This is a genomic window from Streptomyces sp. NEAU-W12 (assembly GCF_026242095.1).
Classification (GTDB): domain Bacteria; phylum Actinomycetota; class Actinomycetes; order Streptomycetales; family Streptomycetaceae; genus Streptomyces.
Genome location: NZ_JAPJDM010000008.1, coordinates 30,996 through 51,046 on the forward strand (window position 1 = coordinate 30,996; position 20,051 = coordinate 51,046).

Consider the following 20,051-nt stretch of genomic DNA (forward strand, 5'->3'; position numbering starts at 1 on the left):
ATGCCCTTCCAGGAGATCAACTCGAAGGTCGTCGAGGCGACCGTGGCACCCGGCCGGCGGCTGTTCAGCCAGCGGGGCGCGATGCTCGCCTACCGGGGCGAGGTCGCCTTCACCCCCAGCACGACGGGCGGGCAGGGCGGGCTCGGCTCGATGATCGGCCGGCGGGTGGCGGGCGAGGACACGCCCCTGATGACCGTCGAGGGCGACGGCACGGTCCTGTTCGGGCACGGCGGCCACCACATCCAGGTGATCGACCTCTCCGGGGACACCCTGTACGTCGAGGCGGACCGCCTGCTGGCGTTCGAGGGCACGCTGGAGCAGGGCACGATGTTCCTGGGCTCGCAGGGCGGGGTGATGGGCATGGTCCGGGGCCAGGTCTCCGGACAGGGCCTGTTCACCACCACGCTCAGGGGACACGGCTCCGTGGCGGTCATGGCGCACGGGGGCGTGATCGAGATCCCGATCACGCCGCAGCGCCCGATCCACGTCGATCCGCAGGCCTACGTCGCCCATCACGGCGACGTCCGCAACAGGCTGTCCACCGCACTCGGCTGGCGGGACATGGTGGGGCGGAGCTCCGGCGAGGCGTTCCAGCTGGAGCTCAGCGGCAGCGGCGCGGTGTTCGTCCAGGCCTCGGAGGAGAAGCTGTGAGTACGTACGGAACCCCGGGCGCGGGCCCGCAGCCGGGCGTGACGGTCTTCGACCCGACGACGCTGCCGTCCGACGACAACGTCGATCACTACACCTTCTGCGTGGAGCTCTCGGGGAGCCGGTGGTTCCTGCAGAAGGGGAAGATGATCGCCTACTACGGCACGATCGAGTTCAACGGGGTCGGGCACGGCCGGCTCGACCGGATTGTCCGTACGTCGTTCCATTCGCCTCTGCACGCGAGCGACTGGGTCGTGGCGGAGGGCTCGGGCAAGATGCTCCTCGCCGACCGGGCGTTCGACGTGAACGCGTACGACCTCGAGGACGGCAACCTGACCATTCGCTCGGGCAATCTGCTTGCTTTTCAGCCAAGTCTGTCGCTGAAGCAGTCGATCGTGCCGGGTTTCCTGACGCTCATCGGAACCGGAAAGTTCGTGGCCGCGTCCAACGGCCCGGTGGTGTTCATGGAACCCCCGCTCCGGGTGGATCCGCAGGCGCTGGTCGGGTGGGCGGACTGCCCCTCCCCGTGCCACCACTACGACCACGGGTACATGACCGGCGTCATGGGTGGTCTACGTGCGCTGACGGGCCTCGGCGGGGCCTCCGGCGAGGAGCACCAGTTCGAGTTCGTGGGGGCCGGCACCGTACTGCTGCAGTCGTCCGAGTCGCTGATGCCGGAGCAGGCCACGGGGGTCACTCCGCAGCAGCCGGGAGTGCCCGGCGGCGGGGCGCCGGGAGCGCACGGGCAGGGCGCGGGGGCACCGCGCCTTCCCGGACAGCTGGGAGACCTCCAGCGTCGCTTCGGGCTGTGAGCGGTAGTCTGCGGAGTGTGACATCGAACGCGTGCACGCCGTCATCGTCACAGGAAAACCCTCGCTAGTTCGCCTTTCAACTTCTTAGGTAGACTTCATTCATGGAGACCGAGACGGCCACGCGCTGGCTGACCAATGCGGAGCAGTGCGCCTGGCGCACCCACCTGGAGGTCAACAGGCTGTTGACGCACCAGCTCGAAAAGGATCTGCAGCCCTTCGGCCTGACAATGAACGACTACGAGATCCTGGTGAACCTCTCCGAGTCGGAGGACCGCCGGATGCGGATGAGCGACCTCGCCGCCGCCACCCTCCAGTCCAAGAGCCGCCTCTCGCACCAGGTCACCCGTATGGAGAGCGCGGGCCTGGTCCGCCGGGAGAACTGCGAGTCCGACCGGCGCGGCCTCTTCGCCGTCCTCACCGACCTCGGTATGGAGACCATGCAGAAGGTCGCGCCGCACCACGTGGCGTCCGTCCGCCGGCACTTCATCGACCTGCTCTCCCCCGAGACCCTCGGTGAGCTGGACAAGGCCCTGAAGCCCATCGCCGAGCACCTGCGCGGAGAGCGCGGGCGCTTCTGACCCGATCGGTCGATCCGGTCGATCCGGGCGGCCCGGTCCTCCGGCGATCAGGTGACCTGCTGACCTGCCGACCGCTGACCCGCAGCCCCGGCCGGGTGGTCTCCCACCCGGCCGGGCCCGGTTCGGCCCGCTCCGCCCCGCTCCGGCCCGCTCCGGCGCCTGTCAGGCGAGCGGCAGACGGAGTTCGAAGAGGGCTCCGCCCGAGGGTGCCGCACCCGCGGTGAGTGTCCCGCCGTGCCGTACGGCGACGTCCCGCGCGATGGCGAGGCCCAGGCCGGCCCCGCCGTCGTCGCGGCTGCGGGCGGCGTCCAGCCGGACGAACCGCTCGAAGATCCGCTCCCGGTCCGCCCCGGCCACCCCGTCGCCGTCGTCGGCGACCCCGAGCACCGCCCGGTCGCCCTCCCGGCGCACGGTCACCGAGACCGTCTCGCGGGCGTGCCGGCGTCCGTTGTCGAGCAGGTTGCCGAGCACCCGGGCCAGCTGTCCCCGTGACCCGGCCACCTCCACCGGCTCCCCCGGCTCCACGTCCACGGTCACCCCCGTGCGTCCCGCCGCCTCCTCGCGGGCCAGCGCGGCCAGGTCGACCCGCGCGTCGACGGGCCGCTCCCCCGCGTCCAGGCGGGCGAGCAGCAGCAGGTCGGCGGCGAGGCGCTGCAGCCGCACCGTGTCCTCGACGGCGCCGTCCAGGTCGAGGAGTCCGGGGTGCGCGGCGGCCACCTCCAGCTGGGTGCGCAGGGAGGCGATCGGGCTGCGCAGCTCGTGCGAGGCGTCCGCGACGAACCGCCGCTGGCGCTCCACGGACGTCTCCAGGGCGGCGAGCGTCTCGTTGGTGGTGCGGGCGAGCCGGGCGATCTCGTCGTGGGTCGCCGGTTCCGGGACCCGGCGCGTGAGGTCCTCGGACGCGGTGATCGCGGCCATCTCCTCGCGGATACCGGCGACCGGACGCAGGGCACGCCCGGTGACCACCCAGGTCATCCCGGCGACCAGCGCCGCCAGCAGCGGGAAGCCGATCAGCATGACGGTCAGCGCGGTGCGCACGGCGCTGTGTTCGGCGGCCAGCGGGGCGCCCGCGTAGACGGTGAGCAGGCCCCGCTCGCGGGTCCGCACGTCCACGGCCGCGAAGCGGTAGTCCGCGGTCTCCTCGTCCATGGTCGCGGTACCGCTGCTGAAGGTGGTCTGCCGGCCGGTCTCGCCGGGGGCGAGGGACGGTTCGGACTCGCCGGGCTCCTCCGGGGCGACAGGGCTCCGCGGGGCCTCGGTGTCGTCGTCCCCGTCGTCGAAGTCGTCGTCATCGTCGTCGTCATCGTCGTCGCGGGCCGGAGCCGACGGCGAGGGGGGCGCCGACGCGGAGGGCGAGGGGGAGGACGTGCGGGGTTCGACCTGGTCGGTGGTCGTGCCGGTGATCCGCCGCAGGTCCTCGGTGGCCGCGACGAGGTTCCCGTCCTCGTCGACGACCTGGACGGGTCCGGTCTCGCTGTCCAGCCCGGACAGCTGGTCGTACGGGGTCCGCGCGGCGAGTTCGGCGGCGACCGCCCGCGCCGTGCGCTCCGCCTGGGTGCCCGCCTCGGCGGTCAGGTTGGAGCGCAGCGCCTGCAGGACCGCGGCACCGGTGACGACGAGGGCCACCAGAACCACGAGGGTGGCTCCGAGCGTCGCCCGGGCGCGGACCGAGCCGAACAGGCGGGTCACGGTGCGCTCTCCAGCCGGTACCCGGCGCCGCGCACGGTCCGGATCAGCCCGGCGCGCAGCTTGCGGCGCAGGGCGCTGACGTAGACCTCGACGATGTTCGGGTCGCCCTCGTAGGCGAAGTCCCAGACGTGCTCCAGGATCTCCGGCTTGGACACGACCTCGCCGGCCCGCAGCACCAGCTGCTCGAGCACGGAGAACTCCTTGGCGGTGAGCGTCACCTCGTCCTCGGCCAGGAAGACCCGGCGGGCGGCGGTGTCCACCTTCAGCTCCCCGAGCACATGCAGCGGCGAGGCCCCGGCACCCTGGCCCCGGCGGCGCAGCAGCGCCTTCACCCGGGCTACCAGGACGACGTAGGAGAACGGCTTGGTGAGGTAGTCGTCGGCGCCGGTGTCCAGGCCCTCGGCCTCGTCGTACTCGCCGTCCTTGGCGGTGAGCATCAGGATCGGCACCTCGTGTCCGGCGGCGCGCAGGGCGGCGCAGACGCGGTAGCCGTTGAGGCCCGGCAGCATGATGTCGAGGATCACGAGGTCGTACGCGCCCTCCGTGGCCCGGTGCAGGCCCTCCCGGCCGTCGTGGACGACGTCCACGGCGTACCCCTCGGCGGTCAGCCCCTTCGCGAGGGACAGGGCCAGCCGCTTCTCGTCCTCCACGATCAACAGGCGCATGGGCACAAGAGTCGCAGAGCGAACCTGAAGATCACTTCAGGCGGTTTCAGGTTCCTCTCAGCATCGGTCGGCGAGATTGAGGACGTCGAAAACGCAGCGACCGGGGAGGAACCCGCATGAAGCGCAACATCGTGATCGCCGCCGTCACCGCCGCGGCACTGGTCGGCGGAGGCACCGCGACGGCCATCGCGGTCTCGGGGGACGACGAGCCGACGGCCACGAGCCGGGCGGAGACGCGGGGATCGGACGACGACCGGGACGACGACGACCGGGACGACCGGCGCGACGGCACCGACACCGACGACGACCGCGACGGCCTGGACGACGGCTCTCGGACGCTCTCCGCCGACGTGACCGCGGACGAGGCCGTCGCCGCCGCGCTGAAACACCGGCCGGGCACCGCGGTCTCCGTCGAACTGGACGACGACGATGACGACGACCACCGCGGCAGGGCGGCCTGGGAGGTCGACATCCTCGGCGGCGGCGACACCTGGCACAGCGTGTGGATCGACCCGAGCAGCGGAAGGGTCCTGGGCTCGGAGCGGGACAACGGCGATGACGACGACACCGCCGAGGCGCGCGCCGCACTGAAGGGCACGTCGGTGACGGCCGGGGAGGCCGCGAGGGCGGCGGCCGCCAAGGGCACCGTGACGTCGGTGGACCTGGACGACGACGACACCGAGGGCTGGGAGGTCGGGACGGCCGCCGGCGGGGACGACCGGGAGTGGCTGGTCGGCCTGAACAGCGGCAGGGTCACCGCGGACGACGACTCGGACGACCGGGGCGACGACCGCGACGACCGCGACGACCGCGACGACGACGGTAACGAGGACCGCGACGACCGCTGAGCGGAGTTCCCAGCGGGCCTCCGACCCGGTCACGTGAACAGGGCGGTGCGGGCGCATGTGCCCGCACCGCCCCGCCCGTGCGCTTCCGCCGCCCCGGGCGTGCTCCGGGGCACCGCCCGGCACGCGACGCCCGGCACGGCGCCTCGCCTCGTTACCGGGACGGTCGCCTACATCCGGCGCACGGCCGGGCCCTCCGTCCCGCGGTGCTCCCCGCTGCCGGGAGGGCGTAAGAGGTCTCCCGGTACCGCCCGGCGGGGCCCCGCCCCTGCCGGGCGGACGACGCCCCTGCCGGAGCACGCCCCGGCCCCGGACCCGATGGCCCTCGTGCCCGGGGCCGCCTCGGCACCACCCCCGCCTCAGCCCTGCGTCAGCCCCGCCACCAGTTCGTCCGCCGCGCGGTACGGATCCAGTTCGCCGCCGAGGATCCGTTCCGCCAGCGCGCCCAGGCGCCGGTCGCCGTGCAGGTCACCGATGCGCTCCCGCAGGGCCGTGACGGCGATCGTCTCGACCTCGCGGGCCGCGCGGGCCAGTCGGCGCTCCGCCAGGACACCGTGCTCCTCCATCCACGCGCGGTGCTTCTCCAGGGCCTCGACGACCTCGTCGACGCCCTCCCCGCGCGAGGCGACGGTCCTGACGATCGGGGGCCGCCAGTCACCGGGGGCGCGGGACTCGCCGAGGCCCAGCATGTGGTTCAGCTCGCGGGCGGTGGCGTCGGCGCCGTCGCGGTCGGCCTTGTTGACGACGTAGACGTCGCCGATCTCCAGGATTCCGGCCTTGGCCGCCTGGATCCCGTCGCCCATGCCGGGGGCGAGGAGCACCACCGACGTGTCGGCCTGGGAGGCGATCTCCACCTCCGACTGGCCGACGCCGACCGTCTCCACCAGGACCACGTCGCATCCGGCCGCGTCCAGGACCCGGATGGCCTGCGGCGCGGACCAGGCGAGACCGCCCAGGTGGCCGCGGGTCGCCATGGACCGGATGTAGACGCCGGGATCGGAGGCGTGCTCCGACATCCGGACCCGGTCACCGAGCAGCGCGCCGCCGGAGAACGGCGAGGACGGGTCGACGGCCAGGACGCCGACCCGCCTGCCCTGCCTGCGGTACGCGCTCACCAGCGCCGAGGTGGACGTCGACTTGCCGACGCCCGGCGAACCGGTCAGACCGACCACGTACGCGTTGCCGGTCAGCGGCGCCAGGGCCGCCATGACCTCCCTCAGCTGCGGGGACGCCCCCTCCACCAGGGAGATCAGTCGGGCCACGGCACGCGGTGCGCCCTCCCTGGCCCGTGCCACCAGAGTGGAGACGTCCTGCATCACTGCTCCGTTCACAAGGAAGACCCGTCAAGACCTACGGACGAAAGGGACGGCCGGTTCGCTCAGGCCCTGGGTACCCGCACGATCAGCGCGTCACCCTGCCCGCCGCCGCCGCACAGCGCCGCCGCGCCGACGCCGCCGCCGCGCCGCTTCAGCTCCAGCGCCAGGTGCAGCACCAGCCGGGCACCGGACATCCCGATCGGGTGTCCCAGGGCGATGGCGCCGCCGTTGACGTTCACCTTTTCCGTGGACACGCCGAGGTCCTTCATTGACTGCACGGCCACCGCCGCGAAGGCCTCGTTGATCTCGACGAGGTCCAGGTCGGACACCTCGAGGCCCTCCTTCTCGAGGGCGTGGGCGATCGCGTTGGACGGCTGCGACTGCAGGGAGTTGTCGGGGCCCGCCACGTTGCCGTGGGCGCCGATCTCGGCGATCCACTCGAGGCCGAGCTCCTGCGCCCTGGCCTTGCTCATCACGACCACGGCCGCCGCACCGTCCGAGATCTGCGAGGAGGAACCGGCGGTGATCGTGCCGTCCTCGGCGAAGGCGGGGCGCAGCTTGCCCAGCGACTCGGCGGTGGTGTCGGCCCGGATGCCCTCGTCCTGGCTGAAGAGGACCGGGTCGCCCTTGCGCTGCGGGATCTCGACGGGGGTGATCTCCGCCTCGAAGACACCGTTCTTCTGTGCCGCGGCGGCCCGCTGGTGGGACAGGGCGGCGATCTCGTCCTGCTCCGGGCGGCCGATGCCGAGGCGGGTGTTGTGCTTCTCGGTGGACTCGCCCATGGCGACGTTCTCGAAGGAGTCGGTCAGACCGTCGTGGGCCATGGCGTCGATCATCTGGACCGCACCGTACCTGAAGCCCTCCCGGGACTTCGGCAGCAGGTGCGGGGCGTTGGTCATGGACTCCTGGCCGCCGGCGACGACCACGTCGAACTCGCCGGCCCGGATCAGCTGGTCGGCCAGCGCGATCGCGTCGAGGCCGGACAGGCACACCTTGTTGACGGTGAGCGCCGGGACGTTCATCGGGATGCCGGCCTTGGCGGCGGCCTGGCGTGCCGGGATCTGCCCTGCCCCGGCCTGGAGCACCTGCCCCATGATCACGTACTGGACCTGGTCGCCGCCGATCCCCGCACGGTCGAGGGCGGCCTTGATCGCGAAGCCGCCGAGGTCGGCTCCGGAGAAGGACTTGAGCGAGCCGAGCAACCGGCCCATCGGGGTCCGGGCACCCGCGACGATGACGGACGTCGTGCCGTTCGCTGGGGATGGTGCGGAAGATGCAGAAGCCATGAGCTGCGATCCCCTTCCGGCTGCACAGCCGAGGAGTGAACGAGGGTTTACTTCGAATGTACTGAGCTGCGGTCCGCCCCGTCATCGGGCCGTCGGTGTGATCGCGCGCACGTTGCGTAACCGCCACGGTGACGCTCCACTGATTCCATGCTGACGCGAATCGACCACATCGGAATCGCCTGCCACGACCTCGACGCGACCGTGGAGTTCTACCGCGCCACCTACGGCTTCGAGGTGTTCCACTCCGAGGTCAACGAGGAGCAGGGCGTGCGCGAGGCCATGCTGAAGATCAACGAGACCTCGGACGGAGGCGCGTCCTACCTCCAGCTGCTGGAGCCGACCCGGGAGGACTCCACCGTCGCGAAGTGGCTCGCGAAGAACGGGGAGGGAGTCCACCACATCGCCTTCGGTACGGCGGACGTCGACGCCGAGGCCACCGCGGTCAAGGACAAGGGGGTGCGCGTCCTGTACGAAGAGCCCCGACGCGGCTCCATGGGGTCACGGATCACCTTCCTGCACCCCAAGGACTGTCATGGCGTACTGACAGAACTGGTCACTTCGGCGCCAGTTGAGTCACCTGAGCACTGACCCACGTACATAAGGGCCGGTAGGGTTGGGTGCGGTCGCCGCTCGGTCCAGGGCGATCGGGTCCTGCCGTCAGAAAGGTGACGACTGCCTCCGTTCGGGTGAGCGTCGCCGGCCTCGACAGCAGGACGTACCGGGGTCCGGGTTTCGGGGGGCGCGCGCGGGGGCAGCAGCGCATGTCCCTCCGTTGATCTGACACCATTCCCCGGGGGTCCCGTTCGGCGGACGGACGGGACTCGGCCAGAGTTGCGACCAGGGGACGGATGGGACCGCGCAGTGCGGGGCTACGAGAGCCAGGAGCGAGATCCGGCGGCTGACGTCGACCACCTCTCTCGGTTCGAAGCCGAGATGAAGCGGCTGAAGACCGAGCGGGAAAAGGCGATCCAGCACGCCGACGACCTCGGCTACCAGGTCGAGGTGCTGCGCGCCAAGCTGCACGAGGCGCGGCGCACCATCATGTCCCGGCCCGCCTACGAGGGCGGTGACATCGGCTACCAGGCCGAGCAGATGCTGCGCAACGCGCAGGTGCAGGCCGACCAGCTCCGTGCGGACGCCGAACGCGAGCTGAGCCAGGTCCGGGCGCAGACCCAGCGGATCCTCCAGGAACACGCCGAGCAGGCGGCCCGGCTCCAGTCCGAGCTGCACCAGGAGGCGGTGACCCGGCGCCAGCAGCTCGACCAGGAGCTGGCGGAGCGCAGGCAGACCGTCGAGTCGCACGTCAACGAGAACGTGGCGTGGGCCGAGCAGGTGCGGGCCCGTTCCGAGCAGCAGGCCCGCCGGCTCCTCGACGAGTCCCGCGCGGAGGCCGAGCAGGCCCTGGCCGCCGCCCGCGCGGAGGCCGAGCGGGTGACCTCCGAGGCCCGTCACCGGCTGCGCAGCGAGGCCGAGGCCGCCCGTACGGAGGCCGACCAGACGCTGCGCCGGGCCCGCGCGGACGCCGAGCGGCTGCTGAACGCCGCCTCCGCGCAGGCGCAGGAGGCCACCGACCACGCCGAGCAGCTGCGGACGTCGACGGCCAGTGAGTCGGAGTCCGCCCGCCGCGAGGCCCAGGAGCTCGCCAAGGCTGCCGAGCAGCGCATGGCGGACGCCGAGGAGGCGCTGCGCGCGGCCCGTACCGAGGCGGACAAGGTGCTCGCCGAGGCGAAGGAGGCCGCCTCGAAGGCGCTGGCCTCCGCCGAGGCGGCCAACGAGACCCGTACGCGTACGGCCAAGGAGCAGGTCGCCCGGCTGGTCACCGAGGCCACCAAGGAGGCCGAGACCACCAAGGCGGACGCCGAGCAGATCGTCGCGGACGCCCGCGCGGAGGCGGAGAAGATCGTCGCGGAGGCCTCCGAGAGGGCCCGCACGGTCACCGCCGAGGAGAGCGCCACCCAGTTGTCGAAGGCGGCCCGGACCGCCGAGGACGTGCTCACCAAGGCGTCGGAGGAAGCCAAGCGGACCACCAAGGAGGCGTCCGAGGAGGCCGCGCGGATCCGCCGGGAGGCCGAGGCGGAGGCGGACCGGCTGCGCGCCGAGGCGCACGACATCGCCACGCAGCTCAAGGGCGCGGCGAAGGACGACACCAAGGAGTACCGGGCCAAGACGGTCGAGCTCCAGGAGGAGGCCCGTCGGCTGCGCGGCGAGGCCGAGCAGCTGCGTGCCGAGGCGGTCGCCGAGGGCGAGAAGATCCGCGCGGAGGCCCGCAAGCAGGCCGTGTCGCAGATCGAGGAGGCCGCCCGGTCCGCCGAGGAACTGCTGACCAAGGCGAAGGCCGACGCCGACGAGCTGCGCTCCACCGCGCAGACGGACAGCGAGAAGGTCCGCACCGAGGCCATAGAGCGCGCCACGGCGCTGCGCCGGCAGGCCGAGGAGACGCTGGAACGCACCCGCAAGGAGGCGGAGCGGCACCGCGCGGACGCCGTCGAGCAGGCCGACGCGCTCAGGGAGGACGCCGAGCGGGCCGCGCGCGAGGTCCACGAGGAGGCCGAGCGGGCCGTCACCGCGCGGCGCGCGGAGGCCGCCGAGGAGCTGTCCCGGCTGCAGACGGAGGCCGAGGAGCGGCTCGCCTCGGCCGAGCAGGCGCTGAGCGACGCCCGCGAGGAGGCGGTCCGTATCCGCCGGGAGGCGGCGGACGAGGCCGAGCGGCTGCGCACCGAGGCGGCGGAGCGGGTCCGTGCGCTGCGGGAGCAGGCGGAGGCGGAGGCGGAGCGGCTGCGCGACGAGGCGGCGGCGGACGCGTCGGCCTCCCGCGCGGAGGGCGAGTCCGTGGCCGTGCGGCTGCGGTCGGAAGCCGCAGCGGAGGCGGAGCGGCTGAAGTCCGAGGCGCAGGACAGCGCCGACCGGATGCGCGCCGAGGCACTGGCCGCGGCCGAGCGGCTCGGCGCGGAGGCACAGGAGACGCTGGCCGGCGCGCAGGAGGAGGCCGCCCGGCGCCGGCGCGAGGCCGAGGAACTGCTGGGCGCGGCCCGCACGGAGGCCGACCAGGAGCGCGAGCGGGCCCGGGAGCAGAGCGAGGAGCTGCTGGCGTCGGCCCGCAAGCGGGTGGAGGAGGCGCAGGCCGAGGCCGTACGGCTGGTCGAGGAGGCCGACCGGCGCGCCACCGAGATGGTGTCGGCGGCCGAGCAGCACGCCCAGCAGGTACGGGACTCGGTCGCGGGGCTGCACGAGCAGGCGCAGGACGAGATCACCGGGCTGCGCCAGGCCGCCGAGCACGCGGCGGACCGCACGCGCCGCGAGGCGCAGGAGGAGTCGGAGCGGGTCCGGACCGACGCCTACGCCGAGCGGGAGCGGGCCGGCGAGGACGCGGCCCGGCTGCGGCGCGAGGCGCAGGAGGAGACGGAGGCCGCCAAGGCGCTCGCCGAGCGCACGGTGTCCGAGGCGATCACCGAGGCGGACCGGGTCCGTTCGGAGGTCTCCGAGCAGACCCGGCGGATGCGTACGGAGGCGTCGGACGCGGTCGCCGAGGCCGAACAGACCGCGGCGCGCACCCGCGCCGAGGCCCGGGAGGACGCCAACCGGATCCGTTCGGACGCGGCGGCCCAGGTGGACACCCTGATCACCGAGGCGCGCGGCGAGGCGGAGCGGCTCACCGCGGAGACGATCGCGGAGACCGACCGGCTGCGCACGGAGTCGGTGGCCAAGGCCGAGAAGCTGGTCGCGGACGCGTCCGGCGACGCGGAGCGGCTGCGGGCCGAGGCGGCCGAGGCGGCCGGTTCGGCGCAGCAGCACGCGGAGCGGGTCCGCAGCGAGTCCGCGCGGCTCAAGGCCGACGCGGAGCGGGAGGCGGACCGGCTGGCGACGTCCGCGCGCGAGGACGCCGAGCGCACCCTCGACGAGGCCCGCAAGGACGCCAACAAGCGGCGTTCGGAGGCGGCCGAGCAGGTCGACACCCTCATCACGGAGACCGCCGCCGAGGCGGACAAGCTGCTCACCGAGGCGCAGCAGCAGGCGCAGAAGACCACCGCGGACGCGGAGGCCCAGGCCGACTCGATGGTCGGCGCCGCCCGTGCCGAGGCCGACCGGCTCCTCTCGGAGGCGACGGTCGAGGGCCACTCCCGGGTGGAGAAGTCCCGTACGGACGCGGACGAGCTGCTGATCGGGGCCCGCCGGGACGCGACCCGGATCAGGGAGCGGGCCGAGGAGCTGCGGGACCGGATCACCAAGGAGATCGAGGAGCTGCACGAGCGGGCCCGCCGTGAGGCGTCCGAGACGATGCGGTCCACCGGCGACCGCTGCGACGCGCTGATCAAGGCGTCCGAGGAGCAGCTGGCCAAGGCGCAGGCGAAGGCCAAGGAGATCGTGTCCGAGGCCAACTCCGAAGCGGGCAAGGTGCGTATCGCCGCGGTGAAGAAGGCCGAGGGTCTCCTGAAGGAGGCCGAGCAGAAGAAGGCCGCGCTGGTCAGGGAGGCCGAGGAGCTGAAGGCCGAGGCGGTCCGCGAGGCGCGGGCCACGGTCGAGGAGGGCAAGCGCGAGCTGGAGGTCCTGGTGCGGCGGCGCGAGGACATCAACGTCGAGATCTCACGCGTGCAGGACGTCCTGGAGGCGCTGGAGTCGTTCGAGGCGCCCGGCGGCGGCAAGGACAACGGGGTGAAGGCGGCCGCGGCGGCCGGTACGCCCGGCCAGCGGAGCAAGTCTTCGGACGGTTAGGACTTCTCGCGACGAACCTGGCAAAATCCTTCGAGGGTGAGCGAAATCCCTTGTCGGCAGGTCAAATCCCCTGCCAGTAAGGGGGTTTCAGCATGAGCTTGGCAAGCACTCCGGGGGTCGGCCACTCAAAAGGGGTGTCATTCTCCGTATCAAACGTGCATCCGCTCGATGACACAGCGCTTCGGCCCCTAGGATTCCCCCTATCACCTCACCGGTCTCATTCGACAGGAACCCCATGAGCGACACTTCCCCCTACGGCTTCGAGCTTGTGCGGCGTGGATACGACCGCGCTCAGGTGGACGAACGCATCTCCAAGCTCGTCTCCGACCGTGACAGCGCTCTCGCCCGTATCACCGCGCTGGAAAAGCGCATCGAGGAGCTCCACCTCGAGACGCAGAACGCCCAGGCCCAGGTCACCGACGCCGAACCGTCGTACGCGGGGCTCGGCGCGCGGGTGGAGAAGATCCTTCGCCTGGCCGAGGAGGAGGCGAAGGACCTCCGTGAGGAGGCCCGGCGCGCGGCCGAGCAGCACCGCGAGCTCGCCGAGTCCGCCGCCCAGCAGGTGCGCAACGACGCGGAGTCGTACTCCGCCGAGCGCAAGGCCAAGGCCGAGGACGACGGCGTCCGGATCGTCGAGAAGGCGCAGAGCGAGGCCGCGCAGCTGCGGTCGGACGCCCAGAGGGACGCCCAGTCCAAGCGCGAGGAGGCGGACGCCCTCTTCGAGGAGACCCGCGCGAAGGCCGCGCAGGCCGCCGCCGACTTCGAGACGAACCTCGCCAAGCGCCGCGAGCAGTCCGAGCGCGACCTGGCGTCGCGTCAGGCCAAGGCCGAGAAGCGTCTGGCCGAGATCGAGCACCGGGCGGAGCAGCTGCGCCTGGAGGCCGAGAAGCTGCGCACGGACGCCGAGCGCCGGGCCCGCCAGACGGTGGAGACCGCCCAGCGCCAGGCCGAGGACATCGTGGCCGACGCCAACGCCAAGGCCGACCGGATCCGTTCGGAATCCGAGCGGGAGCTGGCGGCGCTGACCAACCGCCGCGACTCCATCAACGCCCAGCTGACCAACGTCCGCGAGATGCTGGCGACGCTCACGGGCGCCGCGGTGGCCGCGGCCGGTTCGCCGGCCGAGGAGGAGCCCGCCTCCCGCGGGGTCCCGGCCCAGCAGACGCGGTAACCAGCGGTTCCGGGCCGGCCCCGGGGCCGGATCACCGTGGCCGGACATCGGCGAAGCCCCCTGCCACCGAGGTGGCAGGGGGCTTCGTCCCGTTCTAGCGTTGCCGCATGATCGAGCTCGTGGGGCTGACCAAGCGGTACGGCGAGAAGGTGGCGGTCGACCACCTGACGTTCACCGTCGGACCGGGGATCGTCACGGGCTTCCTCGGTCCCAACGGCGCGGGCAAGTCCACCACCATGCGGATGATGCTGGGCCTGGACCGGCCCACCGCCGGTGACGTCCGGATCGACGGCAAGCACTACGACGGGCTCAAGGACCCGCTGAAGTACATCGGTGCCCTGCTCGACGCCAAGGCCGTGCACGGTGGCCGCAGCGCCTTCAACCATCTGCTGTGCCTCGCCCAGAGCAACGGCATCCCCCGGCAGCGGGTGCACGAGGTGCTGGACACGGTGGGCCTGTCGTCGGTGGCGGGGAAGAAGGCCAAGGGGTTCTCGCTCGGCATGGGCCAGCGGCTCGGCATCGCCGGCGCGCTGCTCGGCGATCCGCGCATCCTGATGTTCGACGAGCCGGTCAACGGGCTCGACCCCGAGGGCATCCACTGGATCCGCACCCTGATGAAGACGCTCGCCGCGCAGGGCCGCACGGTCTTCGTCTCCTCCCACCTGATGAGCGAGATGGCGCTGACCGCCGACCACCTCGTGGTCATCGGGCAGGGCCGGCTGCTCGCCGACACCTCCATGGCCGATTTCATCGCGCGCAACTCCCGTGCGTACGTCCGGATCCGCTCCCCGCAGCGGGAGCGGCTGCTGGACGTGCTGCACGAGGCCGGTGTCACGGCCGTGGAGAGCGGCGGGGCGCTGGAGGTGGACGGCGCCGGGGCGGAGCGGATCGGGGAGCTGGCGGCCCGGCACCAACTGGTGCTGCACGAGCTGAGCCCGCAGCGGGCCTCCCTGGAGGAGGCGTTCATGCGGTTGACCGCGGAGTCGGTGGAGTACCACGCGCACTCCGACGCGCCCGCCTCCCCGCGGCAGCGGGGCGACGGGCGGCAGTGGGGCGACGGCTGGAAGAGGGACTGAGCATGGCGGCGGCGCAGGTCATCCGGTCCGAGTGGACCAAGGTCCGGTCGGTGGCGTCCACCGTGTGGACGCTCTCCCTGGCGGTGGTCGTCACCCTCGCGCTCGGCATGCTGATCTCGGCCCTGTCGGCGAACGGGTTCGACGCCATGAACGCCCGGGAACGGCTCTCCTTCGACCCGACGCTCATCAGCTTCGCGGGGATGAGTCTCGGTCAGCTCGCGATGATCGTGTTCGGGGTGCTGGTGGTGTCGAACGAGTACAGCACCGGCATGATCCGCACCTCGCTGGCGGCCGTGCCGCAACGGGGCGGTTTCCTGGCCGGCAAGCTCGGCGTGGCGACCGCGCTCGCGCTCGTCGTGAGCATGGCCACCAGCTTCGCCGCCTTCCTCCTCGGACAGGCGATGCTCGGCGAGCACCGGGCGTCCCTGGGCGACGAAGGGGTGCTGCGGGCCGTGTTCGGCGGCGGCCTGTACATGACGTTGATCGCGGTGTTCTCGATGGGTGTCGCCACGATGCTGCGCTCCCCGATGCTGTCGCTGGGCATCCTGATGCCGTTCTTCTTCCTGATCTCCACCGTCCTGGGCAACGTCCCCGCGACGGAGAAGGTCGGCCGGTTCCTGCCGGACCAGGCCGGCAGCAGGATCATGCAGGTGGTCACGCCGCTCGACGACGACACCCCGTACGGGCCCTGGGGCGGACTCGGCATCATGGTGCTGTGGGTGATCGCGGCGCTCGCCGGCGGCTACCTGCTGCTGAAGAAGCGCGACGCGTAGGGGGCGTGGAGAGGGCACGCGGGGAACGCGGAGGGGCGGGCCGGTTTTTACCTCGCCTTGGGCGGAACCGTCAGCCTCTCGATATCCTCCTAACTCTTACGGGGGTGTGCGCCCCCGTTGTCCTGAACCTCTCGATGGGGCGGAGCATGATCGAGGCAGTCGGCCTGACCAAGCGGTACGGCGACAAGACCGCTGTGTACAACCTTTCCTTCCAGGTGCGGCCCGGCGCCGTCACCGGCTTCCTCGGGCCCAACGGCTCGGGCAAGTCGACGACGATGCGGATGATCCTCGGTCTCGACAACCCCACCGCGGGCCATGTCACGATCGGCGGCTACCCCTACCGCAGGCTGCCCAACGCCGCCCGGCAGGTCGGCGCCCTGCTGGACGCCAAGGCGGTGCACGGCGGCCGGTCCGCCCGCAGCCACCTGCTGAGCCTGGCCCAGCTGTCCGGCATCCCGGCCCGCCGCGTCGACGAGGTGCTGGGCGTGGTCGGGCTGCACGAGGTGGCGCGGCGGCGTTCCAAGGGCTTCTCCCTGGGCATGGGCCAGCGGCTGGGGATCGCCGCCGCGCTGCTCGGCGACCCCCAGGTGCTGCTCTTCGACGAGCCGGTCAACGGCCTCGACCCCGAGGGCATCCTCTGGGTGCGCAACCTGATGAAGACGCTCGCCGCGGAGGGCCGTACGGTCTTCGTCTCGTCCCACCTGATGAGCGAGATGGCGCTGACCGCCGACCACCTCATCGTGATCGGCCGGGGGCAGTTGCTGTCCGACATGAGCGTGAAGGACTTCATCTCCGCGAACTCCGCCGACTTCGCCCGGGTGCGCACTCCGGACAGCGAACCGCAGCAGCGCGAGAAGCTGTCCGCCGCGCTCACCGAGGCGGGCGGCCGCGTACTGCCCGAACAGGACGGCGCGCTGCGGGTGACGGGGCTGCCGCTGCCCCGCCTGAGCGACATCGCCCACGAGGCCGGCGTACGGCTGTGGGAACTGTCCCCGCACCAGGCCTCGCTGGAGGAGGCGTACATGCGGATGACGCAGGGCGCGGTCGACTACCGCTCGACCACCGACCAGAAGGAGGGGTTCCAGGAGCCGCTCCCGCCGGGCGCGCAGCCGCCGCTGCCGGTGCCGGGTCAGGGCCAGCCCGGCTGGTACGCCCCGCCGCCGCCCCAGCAGGGCGGTCAGCGGTTCGCGGTGGCGCCGGGTGCGGCGCAGGCCCCCGCGGGCCCGTACGGTGCTCCGGGCGGCCCTGCGGCGGCCCCGGGCGCGCCGGTGGCCAACCCGTATGCCGGGCCCGCCCCGCAGCCCGCCCCGACCGCTCCCCCCTCGGCCGCGCCGGCCGCCGCCCCGGCCGCGTCGTCGGCCGTCCCCGCTGCCCCAGCCGGCCCGGCCGGCTCCGACGTGACCAAGTCCGAGGACGCCCGATGAGCACGCCCCAGCCCCCGACGCAGCAGGCCGCGCCCGCATGGCAGACGGCCGGGCCCCCCTCCCCGTACCCCGGCTACACCTCGCCGATCCCGGTGGTGCGCACCCACTTCGGGCATGCGCTGGCCTCCGAGTGGACGAAGATCAAGTCGGTGCGCTCCACGATGTGGACGCTGGGCGTGTTCGTGTTCCTCGTCGTCGGCATCGGCCTGCTGACCGGTCTGGTGGTGGCGGGCACCGACCCGGACCTCGGTGGTGAGAACGCGCTCTCCATGGGCTTCTTCGGCCTGCTCCTGGGCATCATGTGCGTCATCACCCTGGGCGTGCTGACCACCGCCTCGGAGTACAGCACCGGCATGATCCGCACCACCATGGTGGCCTGCCCCTCACGCGGCCGGGTGCTCGCGGCCAAGGCCCTGGTGTTCTTCCTGATCGCCTTCGTGGTCACGCTGGTGTCCGCGACGGTCGTCGCGTTCCTGCACGTGGCCATGCTGGCGGGCAACAACGCGGACGAGCCCACCGGGGGCGAGTGGCTGAAGGCCACCGTCGGAGTCTCGTTCTACATCGCGCTGCTCGGCACGCTCTCGCTGGCCGTCGGTTCGATCGTCCGGCACTCGGCGGGCGCCATCACCCTCATGATCGGCGCCGTGCTCGCCCCGCTGGTGATCGCGGTGTTCATGCTCTCCTCGTCACTGGAGGGCGTGCGCACCGCGCTGTTCGAGTACTCCATCCCGAACCAGCTGAGCATCTTCTACGCCAACTCCCTCAGCTCGTCCGGCCCGTCCGGCTGGGATCCGCTGTGGATCATGCTCGGGCTCACGGCCGTGGCGTTCGGCGCGGCCTTCGCCCTTCTCGGAAAGCGGGACGTCTAGGGCCTCGGAGACCTCAGAACCTCGGCGCGTTACGGGACCGCTGCACCCGCGTGGTGCGGCGGTCCCTGGCGTTCCAGCAGGACTTGTGCCAGTGCCGGCGTTCGTCGACCCCCGAGTGGTCCGGCCAGGCCACCACGTGCGGCACCCCGTCCGGGATCAACTGGTCGCAGCCGGGGCACCGGTACGCCTTGCCCTGGGCGCTGGCCCCCGCCACGTGCCGGACGTTCCACTCCTCGCCCCGCCAGCTCTCGGCGGACTGCCAGCCGCCGTAGCGCCCGGCCCGGTCGTCCTCGGCGCTCCTGCCGGACGAACCGGATCCCTTGGCTCGGTTGCGACGCGGGGACACAGGACACCTCACGGGGCTGTACGGGATGCGGGGACCGCGTCCAGCCTACGCGGGGCGGAGCCGGGTACGCGCACGGAACCAATCATCACAAGCCTCACTTCACGGCGGCGCACCACCGGTTCCCGGACCGCCCGTTCTGCAGACAATCCCCACATTCCCCCTCCCGGCCGTGTCCTCGGCACGTGTCGGACGGTTATGCCCTGCGGGGGAGCTCCGTGTCGGAGCCGAGGAAGCAGGAAAGCGATGCGTGTGGGAAGTTTCGTGTTGGGCGCCCGGTTCCCCGGGCAGGGCGAGGGGGAGGCGCTGCACCGAGCGGTCCGTTCCGCCGAAGTGGCGGAGGAGGCGGGGCTGGACGCGGTCTGGCTGGGCGAGCACCACTTCGTGCCGTACGGCACCTGTCCGTCGGCGATCACCCTGGCGGCGTTACTGCTCGGCCGCACCCGCCGCATCCGTGTCGGCACGGCGGTGAGCGTCCTGCCCACCGTCCACCCGGTGGCACTCGGCGAGCAGGCCGCGCTGCTGCACGTCACCAGCGGCGGCCGGTTCTCGCTGGGCGTCGGGCGCGGTGGGCCGTGGGTCGACCTGGAGGTGTTCGGTGCCGGCCTGCAGGCGTACGAGCGGGGGTTCCCGGAATCGCTCGACCTGCTGGTGCGCTGGCTGCGCGAACCGTCCGTCGCGGCCGACGGGGAGCGCTACCGCTTCCGTGAAGTGCCCGTCGTGCCACGCCCGTCGGAGGCACTCACCGAGGCCACGGGCCCCGAGGTCGTGGTGGCCTGCACCTCCCCGGCGAGCGTGCGGCTCGCCGCCGAGCGCGGGCTGCCGATGCTGCTCGGCATGCACGTCGGGGACGAGGAGAAGGCCGGGATGGTCGCCCTGTGGGCGCGGCACGCGCGCGCGTGCGGGCTGCCCGTGCCGGAGATCCGCCGGGCGTCCCACGTGTCGGCCGGTGTCTGCCAGATCGCCGACCGGCGCACCGACGCGGCGGAGACGCTGCTGAAGGCGATGCCGGGCTGGCTGCGGCAGGGGCTCGGGGCCCATGTCACGGTGGACGGCCGCCGGCGGCGGATGCGTGACCCACTGGCCTACACCGAACTGCTCTGCGGGCTGCACCCGGTGGGCACCCCGCGACTGTGCGCGGACCGGCTCGCCGCGACCGGGGAGCGGACCGGCATCTCCCGGTTCGCACTGTTCGTCGAGGGTTCCGGCGACCTCGCGGCGACCGAGGAGACCGTGCGGCGGCTGGGCTGCGAGGTGATCCCCCAGCTCGCCGGCAGGCCCTGAACGAGCCGGGGTCCGATGGTGGCTTGCCGCCCCGGTGCAAAAAACCGCACCTCCGCGTACGGAGCGGCAAGCGACCGACGTGGTGCGTCAGCAGTCGCGCAGTTCCGGTGACTGGTTCAGCAGTTGACCGCGGACCGAGGTGAACCTGGCCAGCCTCTCGTCGACCGAGGAGTCCAGCGGGAACACGGCCACCCGGTGGCAGTTCTGGAAGGCCAGCCGGACACCGAAGTGCCGCTGCAGCGCGCCGCGTATCGCGTCACTCGCGAGCGCGCGCAACAGCTGGCCGCGCGCCTGCTCGTCCGGCGGGGGCGTCTGGTTGTCGGCGAACTCTCCGCCGTCGACCTTCAGCTGGGCCACCAGGGAGCTGATCATCTCCCATGCGTAGGGCAGGGAGGTCCGGACGCAGTCGACGAAGTCAGCTTCGTCGACCTCGCCTCGCTCGGCCTGTTCGAGTAGGGCCGGTGAGACGTCGAGCGACATGGGTTCTCCTCTCGCACCCCCGCGGGGCGGGGGTTGCCTGACAGATACGGGGGATCGCACGTTCCGCCACGCTGCGTACACA

At 72.4% G+C, this 20,051-nt stretch carries 18 protein-coding genes; 12 read left to right on the forward strand and 6 right to left on the reverse strand.

Annotation, left to right across the window (positions count from 1 at the left end):
- The 3 genes from ORI94_RS11620 to ORI94_RS11630 all read left to right on the forward strand — a co-directional run bounded on the left by ORI94_RS11620 (window position 1) and on the right by ORI94_RS11630 (window position 2,038).
- A complete protein-coding gene (locus ORI94_RS11620; RefSeq protein ID WP_266074422.1) occupies window positions 1-651 on the forward strand; it encodes an AIM24 family protein in 651 nt (216 codons plus the stop codon).
- A complete protein-coding gene (locus ORI94_RS11625) occupies window positions 648-1,460 on the forward strand; it encodes an AIM24 family protein (RefSeq protein ID WP_266074423.1) in 813 nt (270 codons plus the stop codon). The genes ORI94_RS11620 and ORI94_RS11625 overlap by 4 nt, the downstream gene beginning before the upstream one ends.
- Before the next feature lie 101 nt (window positions 1,461-1,561).
- On the forward strand, window positions 1,562-2,038 hold the full coding sequence (locus ORI94_RS11630) for a MarR family winged helix-turn-helix transcriptional regulator (protein WP_266074424.1): 477 nt from the start codon (window positions 1,562-1,564) through the stop codon (window positions 2,036-2,038).
- A gap of 162 nt (window positions 2,039-2,200) precedes the next feature.
- Here the strand turns inward: ORI94_RS11630 and ORI94_RS11635 are convergent, their stop codons facing one another.
- Both ORI94_RS11635 and ORI94_RS11640 read right to left on the reverse strand, forming a co-directional pair.
- Window positions 2,201-3,727 carry a sensor histidine kinase gene (locus ORI94_RS11635; protein WP_266074425.1) on the reverse strand — a complete coding sequence of 509 codons (1,527 nt, stop codon included), beginning with the start codon at window positions 3,725-3,727 and terminating at the stop codon, window positions 2,201-2,203.
- Entirely contained in the window at window positions 3,724-4,392 is a 669-nt protein-coding gene (locus ORI94_RS11640; protein WP_266074426.1) for a response regulator transcription factor, read from the reverse strand. Before ORI94_RS11640 ends, ORI94_RS11635 begins: the two co-directional genes overlap by 4 nt.
- Before the next feature lie 116 nt (window positions 4,393-4,508).
- On the opposite strand from ORI94_RS11640, the gene ORI94_RS11645 reads away from it, so the two are divergent.
- The gene (locus tag ORI94_RS11645; protein WP_266074427.1) at window positions 4,509-5,240 is read left to right on the forward strand and encodes a PepSY domain-containing protein; all 732 of its coding nucleotides are present in this window, start codon (window positions 4,509-4,511) and stop codon (window positions 5,238-5,240) included.
- A 356-nt stretch (window positions 5,241-5,596) separates the two neighbouring features.
- Here the strand turns inward: ORI94_RS11645 and meaB are convergent, their stop codons facing one another.
- Window positions 5,597-6,553, reverse strand: a complete 957-nt coding sequence (gene meaB, locus ORI94_RS11650) for a methylmalonyl Co-A mutase-associated GTPase MeaB (protein ID WP_266074428.1) — start codon at window positions 6,551-6,553, stop codon at window positions 5,597-5,599.
- Between the two features lie 62 nt (window positions 6,554-6,615).
- A complete protein-coding gene (locus ORI94_RS11655; RefSeq protein ID WP_266074430.1) occupies window positions 6,616-7,839 on the reverse strand; it encodes an acetyl-CoA C-acetyltransferase in 1,224 nt (407 codons plus the stop codon).
- A gap of 147 nt (window positions 7,840-7,986) precedes the next feature.
- Here ORI94_RS11655 and mce point away from each other — a divergent pair, with 147 nt between their 5' ends.
- The 7 genes from mce (at window position 7,987) to ORI94_RS11690 (ending at window position 17,862) form a co-directional block, all read left to right on the forward strand.
- On the forward strand, window positions 7,987-8,427 hold the full coding sequence (gene mce / locus ORI94_RS11660; protein WP_266074431.1) for a methylmalonyl-CoA epimerase: 441 nt from the start codon (window positions 7,987-7,989) through the stop codon (window positions 8,425-8,427).
- A 273-nt stretch (window positions 8,428-8,700) separates the two neighbouring features.
- A complete protein-coding gene (scy, locus tag ORI94_RS11665; RefSeq protein WP_266074432.1) occupies window positions 8,701-12,549 on the forward strand; it encodes a polarized growth protein Scy in 3,849 nt (1,282 codons plus the stop codon).
- Window positions 12,550-12,784: 235 nt separating this feature from the next.
- Window positions 12,785-13,720 carry a cellulose-binding protein gene (locus ORI94_RS11670; protein WP_042167623.1) on the forward strand — a complete coding sequence of 312 codons (936 nt, stop codon included), beginning with the start codon at window positions 12,785-12,787 and terminating at the stop codon, window positions 13,718-13,720.
- Window positions 13,721-13,827: 107 nt separating this feature from the next.
- Entirely contained in the window at window positions 13,828-14,796 is a 969-nt protein-coding gene (locus ORI94_RS11675; RefSeq protein WP_266074434.1) for an ATP-binding cassette domain-containing protein, read from the forward strand.
- 2 nt (window positions 14,797-14,798) lie between these two features.
- On the forward strand, window positions 14,799-15,569 hold the full coding sequence (locus ORI94_RS11680; RefSeq protein ID WP_266074435.1) for an ABC transporter permease: 771 nt from the start codon (window positions 14,799-14,801) through the stop codon (window positions 15,567-15,569).
- A 146-nt stretch (window positions 15,570-15,715) separates the two neighbouring features.
- Entirely contained in the window at window positions 15,716-16,993 is a 1,278-nt protein-coding gene (locus ORI94_RS11685; protein WP_266074437.1) for an ABC transporter ATP-binding protein, read from the forward strand.
- On the forward strand, window positions 16,990-17,862 hold the full coding sequence (locus ORI94_RS11690; RefSeq protein ID WP_266074438.1) for an ABC transporter permease: 873 nt from the start codon (window positions 16,990-16,992) through the stop codon (window positions 17,860-17,862). Before ORI94_RS11685 ends, ORI94_RS11690 begins: the two co-directional genes overlap by 4 nt.
- A gap of 13 nt (window positions 17,863-17,875) precedes the next feature.
- Here the strand turns inward: ORI94_RS11690 and ORI94_RS11695 are convergent, their stop codons facing one another.
- Complete coding sequence (locus ORI94_RS11695; RefSeq protein WP_266074439.1) at window positions 17,876-18,208, reverse strand: ATP/GTP-binding protein; 333 nt, start codon at window positions 18,206-18,208, stop codon at window positions 17,876-17,878.
- Between the two features lie 243 nt (window positions 18,209-18,451).
- On the opposite strand from ORI94_RS11695, the gene ORI94_RS11700 reads away from it, so the two are divergent.
- A complete protein-coding gene (locus ORI94_RS11700; protein ID WP_266074447.1) occupies window positions 18,452-19,489 on the forward strand; it encodes an LLM class flavin-dependent oxidoreductase in 1,038 nt (345 codons plus the stop codon).
- Between the two features lie 87 nt (window positions 19,490-19,576).
- On the opposite strand, the gene ORI94_RS11705 is transcribed toward ORI94_RS11700, so the two are convergent.
- Window positions 19,577-19,969, reverse strand: coding sequence for an SCO5389 family protein (locus tag ORI94_RS11705; protein WP_164588632.1), 393 nt, complete (start codon window positions 19,967-19,969; stop codon window positions 19,577-19,579).
- Between the last annotated feature and the right edge of the window lie 82 nt (window positions 19,970-20,051).

Excerpts from the sequence above, each read along its gene's own strand:
- ORI94_RS11640 (WP_266074426.1), bottom strand. The coding sequence starts at position 4,392 with ATGCGCCTGTTGATCGTGGAGGACGAGAAGCGGCTGGCCCTGTCCCTC.
- ORI94_RS11675 (WP_266074434.1), top strand. The coding sequence starts at position 13,828 with ATGATCGAGCTCGTGGGGCTGACCAAGCGGTACGGCGAGAAGGTGGCG.
- ORI94_RS11705 (WP_164588632.1), bottom strand. The coding sequence starts at position 19,969 with ATGTCGCTCGACGTCTCACCGGCCCTACTCGAACAGGCCGAGCGAGGC.
- ORI94_RS11690 (WP_266074438.1), top strand. The coding sequence starts at position 16,990 with ATGAGCACGCCCCAGCCCCCGACGCAGCAGGCCGCGCCCGCATGGCAG.
- ORI94_RS11670 (WP_042167623.1), top strand. The coding sequence starts at position 12,785 with ATGAGCGACACTTCCCCCTACGGCTTCGAGCTTGTGCGGCGTGGATAC.
- mce (WP_266074431.1), top strand. The coding sequence starts at position 7,987 with ATGCTGACGCGAATCGACCACATCGGAATCGCCTGCCACGACCTCGAC.
- ORI94_RS11685 (WP_266074437.1), top strand. The coding sequence starts at position 15,716 with ATGATCGAGGCAGTCGGCCTGACCAAGCGGTACGGCGACAAGACCGCT.
- ORI94_RS11645 (WP_266074427.1), top strand. The coding sequence starts at position 4,509 with ATGAAGCGCAACATCGTGATCGCCGCCGTCACCGCCGCGGCACTGGTC.
- ORI94_RS11700 (WP_266074447.1), top strand. The coding sequence starts at position 18,452 with ATGCGTGTGGGAAGTTTCGTGTTGGGCGCCCGGTTCCCCGGGCAGGGC.
- ORI94_RS11630 (WP_266074424.1), top strand. The coding sequence starts at position 1,562 with ATGGAGACCGAGACGGCCACGCGCTGGCTGACCAATGCGGAGCAGTGC.
- meaB (WP_266074428.1), bottom strand. The coding sequence starts at position 6,553 with ATGCAGGACGTCTCCACTCTGGTGGCACGGGCCAGGGAGGGCGCACCG.
- ORI94_RS11680 (WP_266074435.1), top strand. The coding sequence starts at position 14,799 with ATGGCGGCGGCGCAGGTCATCCGGTCCGAGTGGACCAAGGTCCGGTCG.
- ORI94_RS11655 (WP_266074430.1), bottom strand. The coding sequence starts at position 7,839 with ATGGCTTCTGCATCTTCCGCACCATCCCCAGCGAACGGCACGACGTCC.
- ORI94_RS11620 (WP_266074422.1), top strand. The coding sequence starts at position 1 with ATGCCCTTCCAGGAGATCAACTCGAAGGTCGTCGAGGCGACCGTGGCA.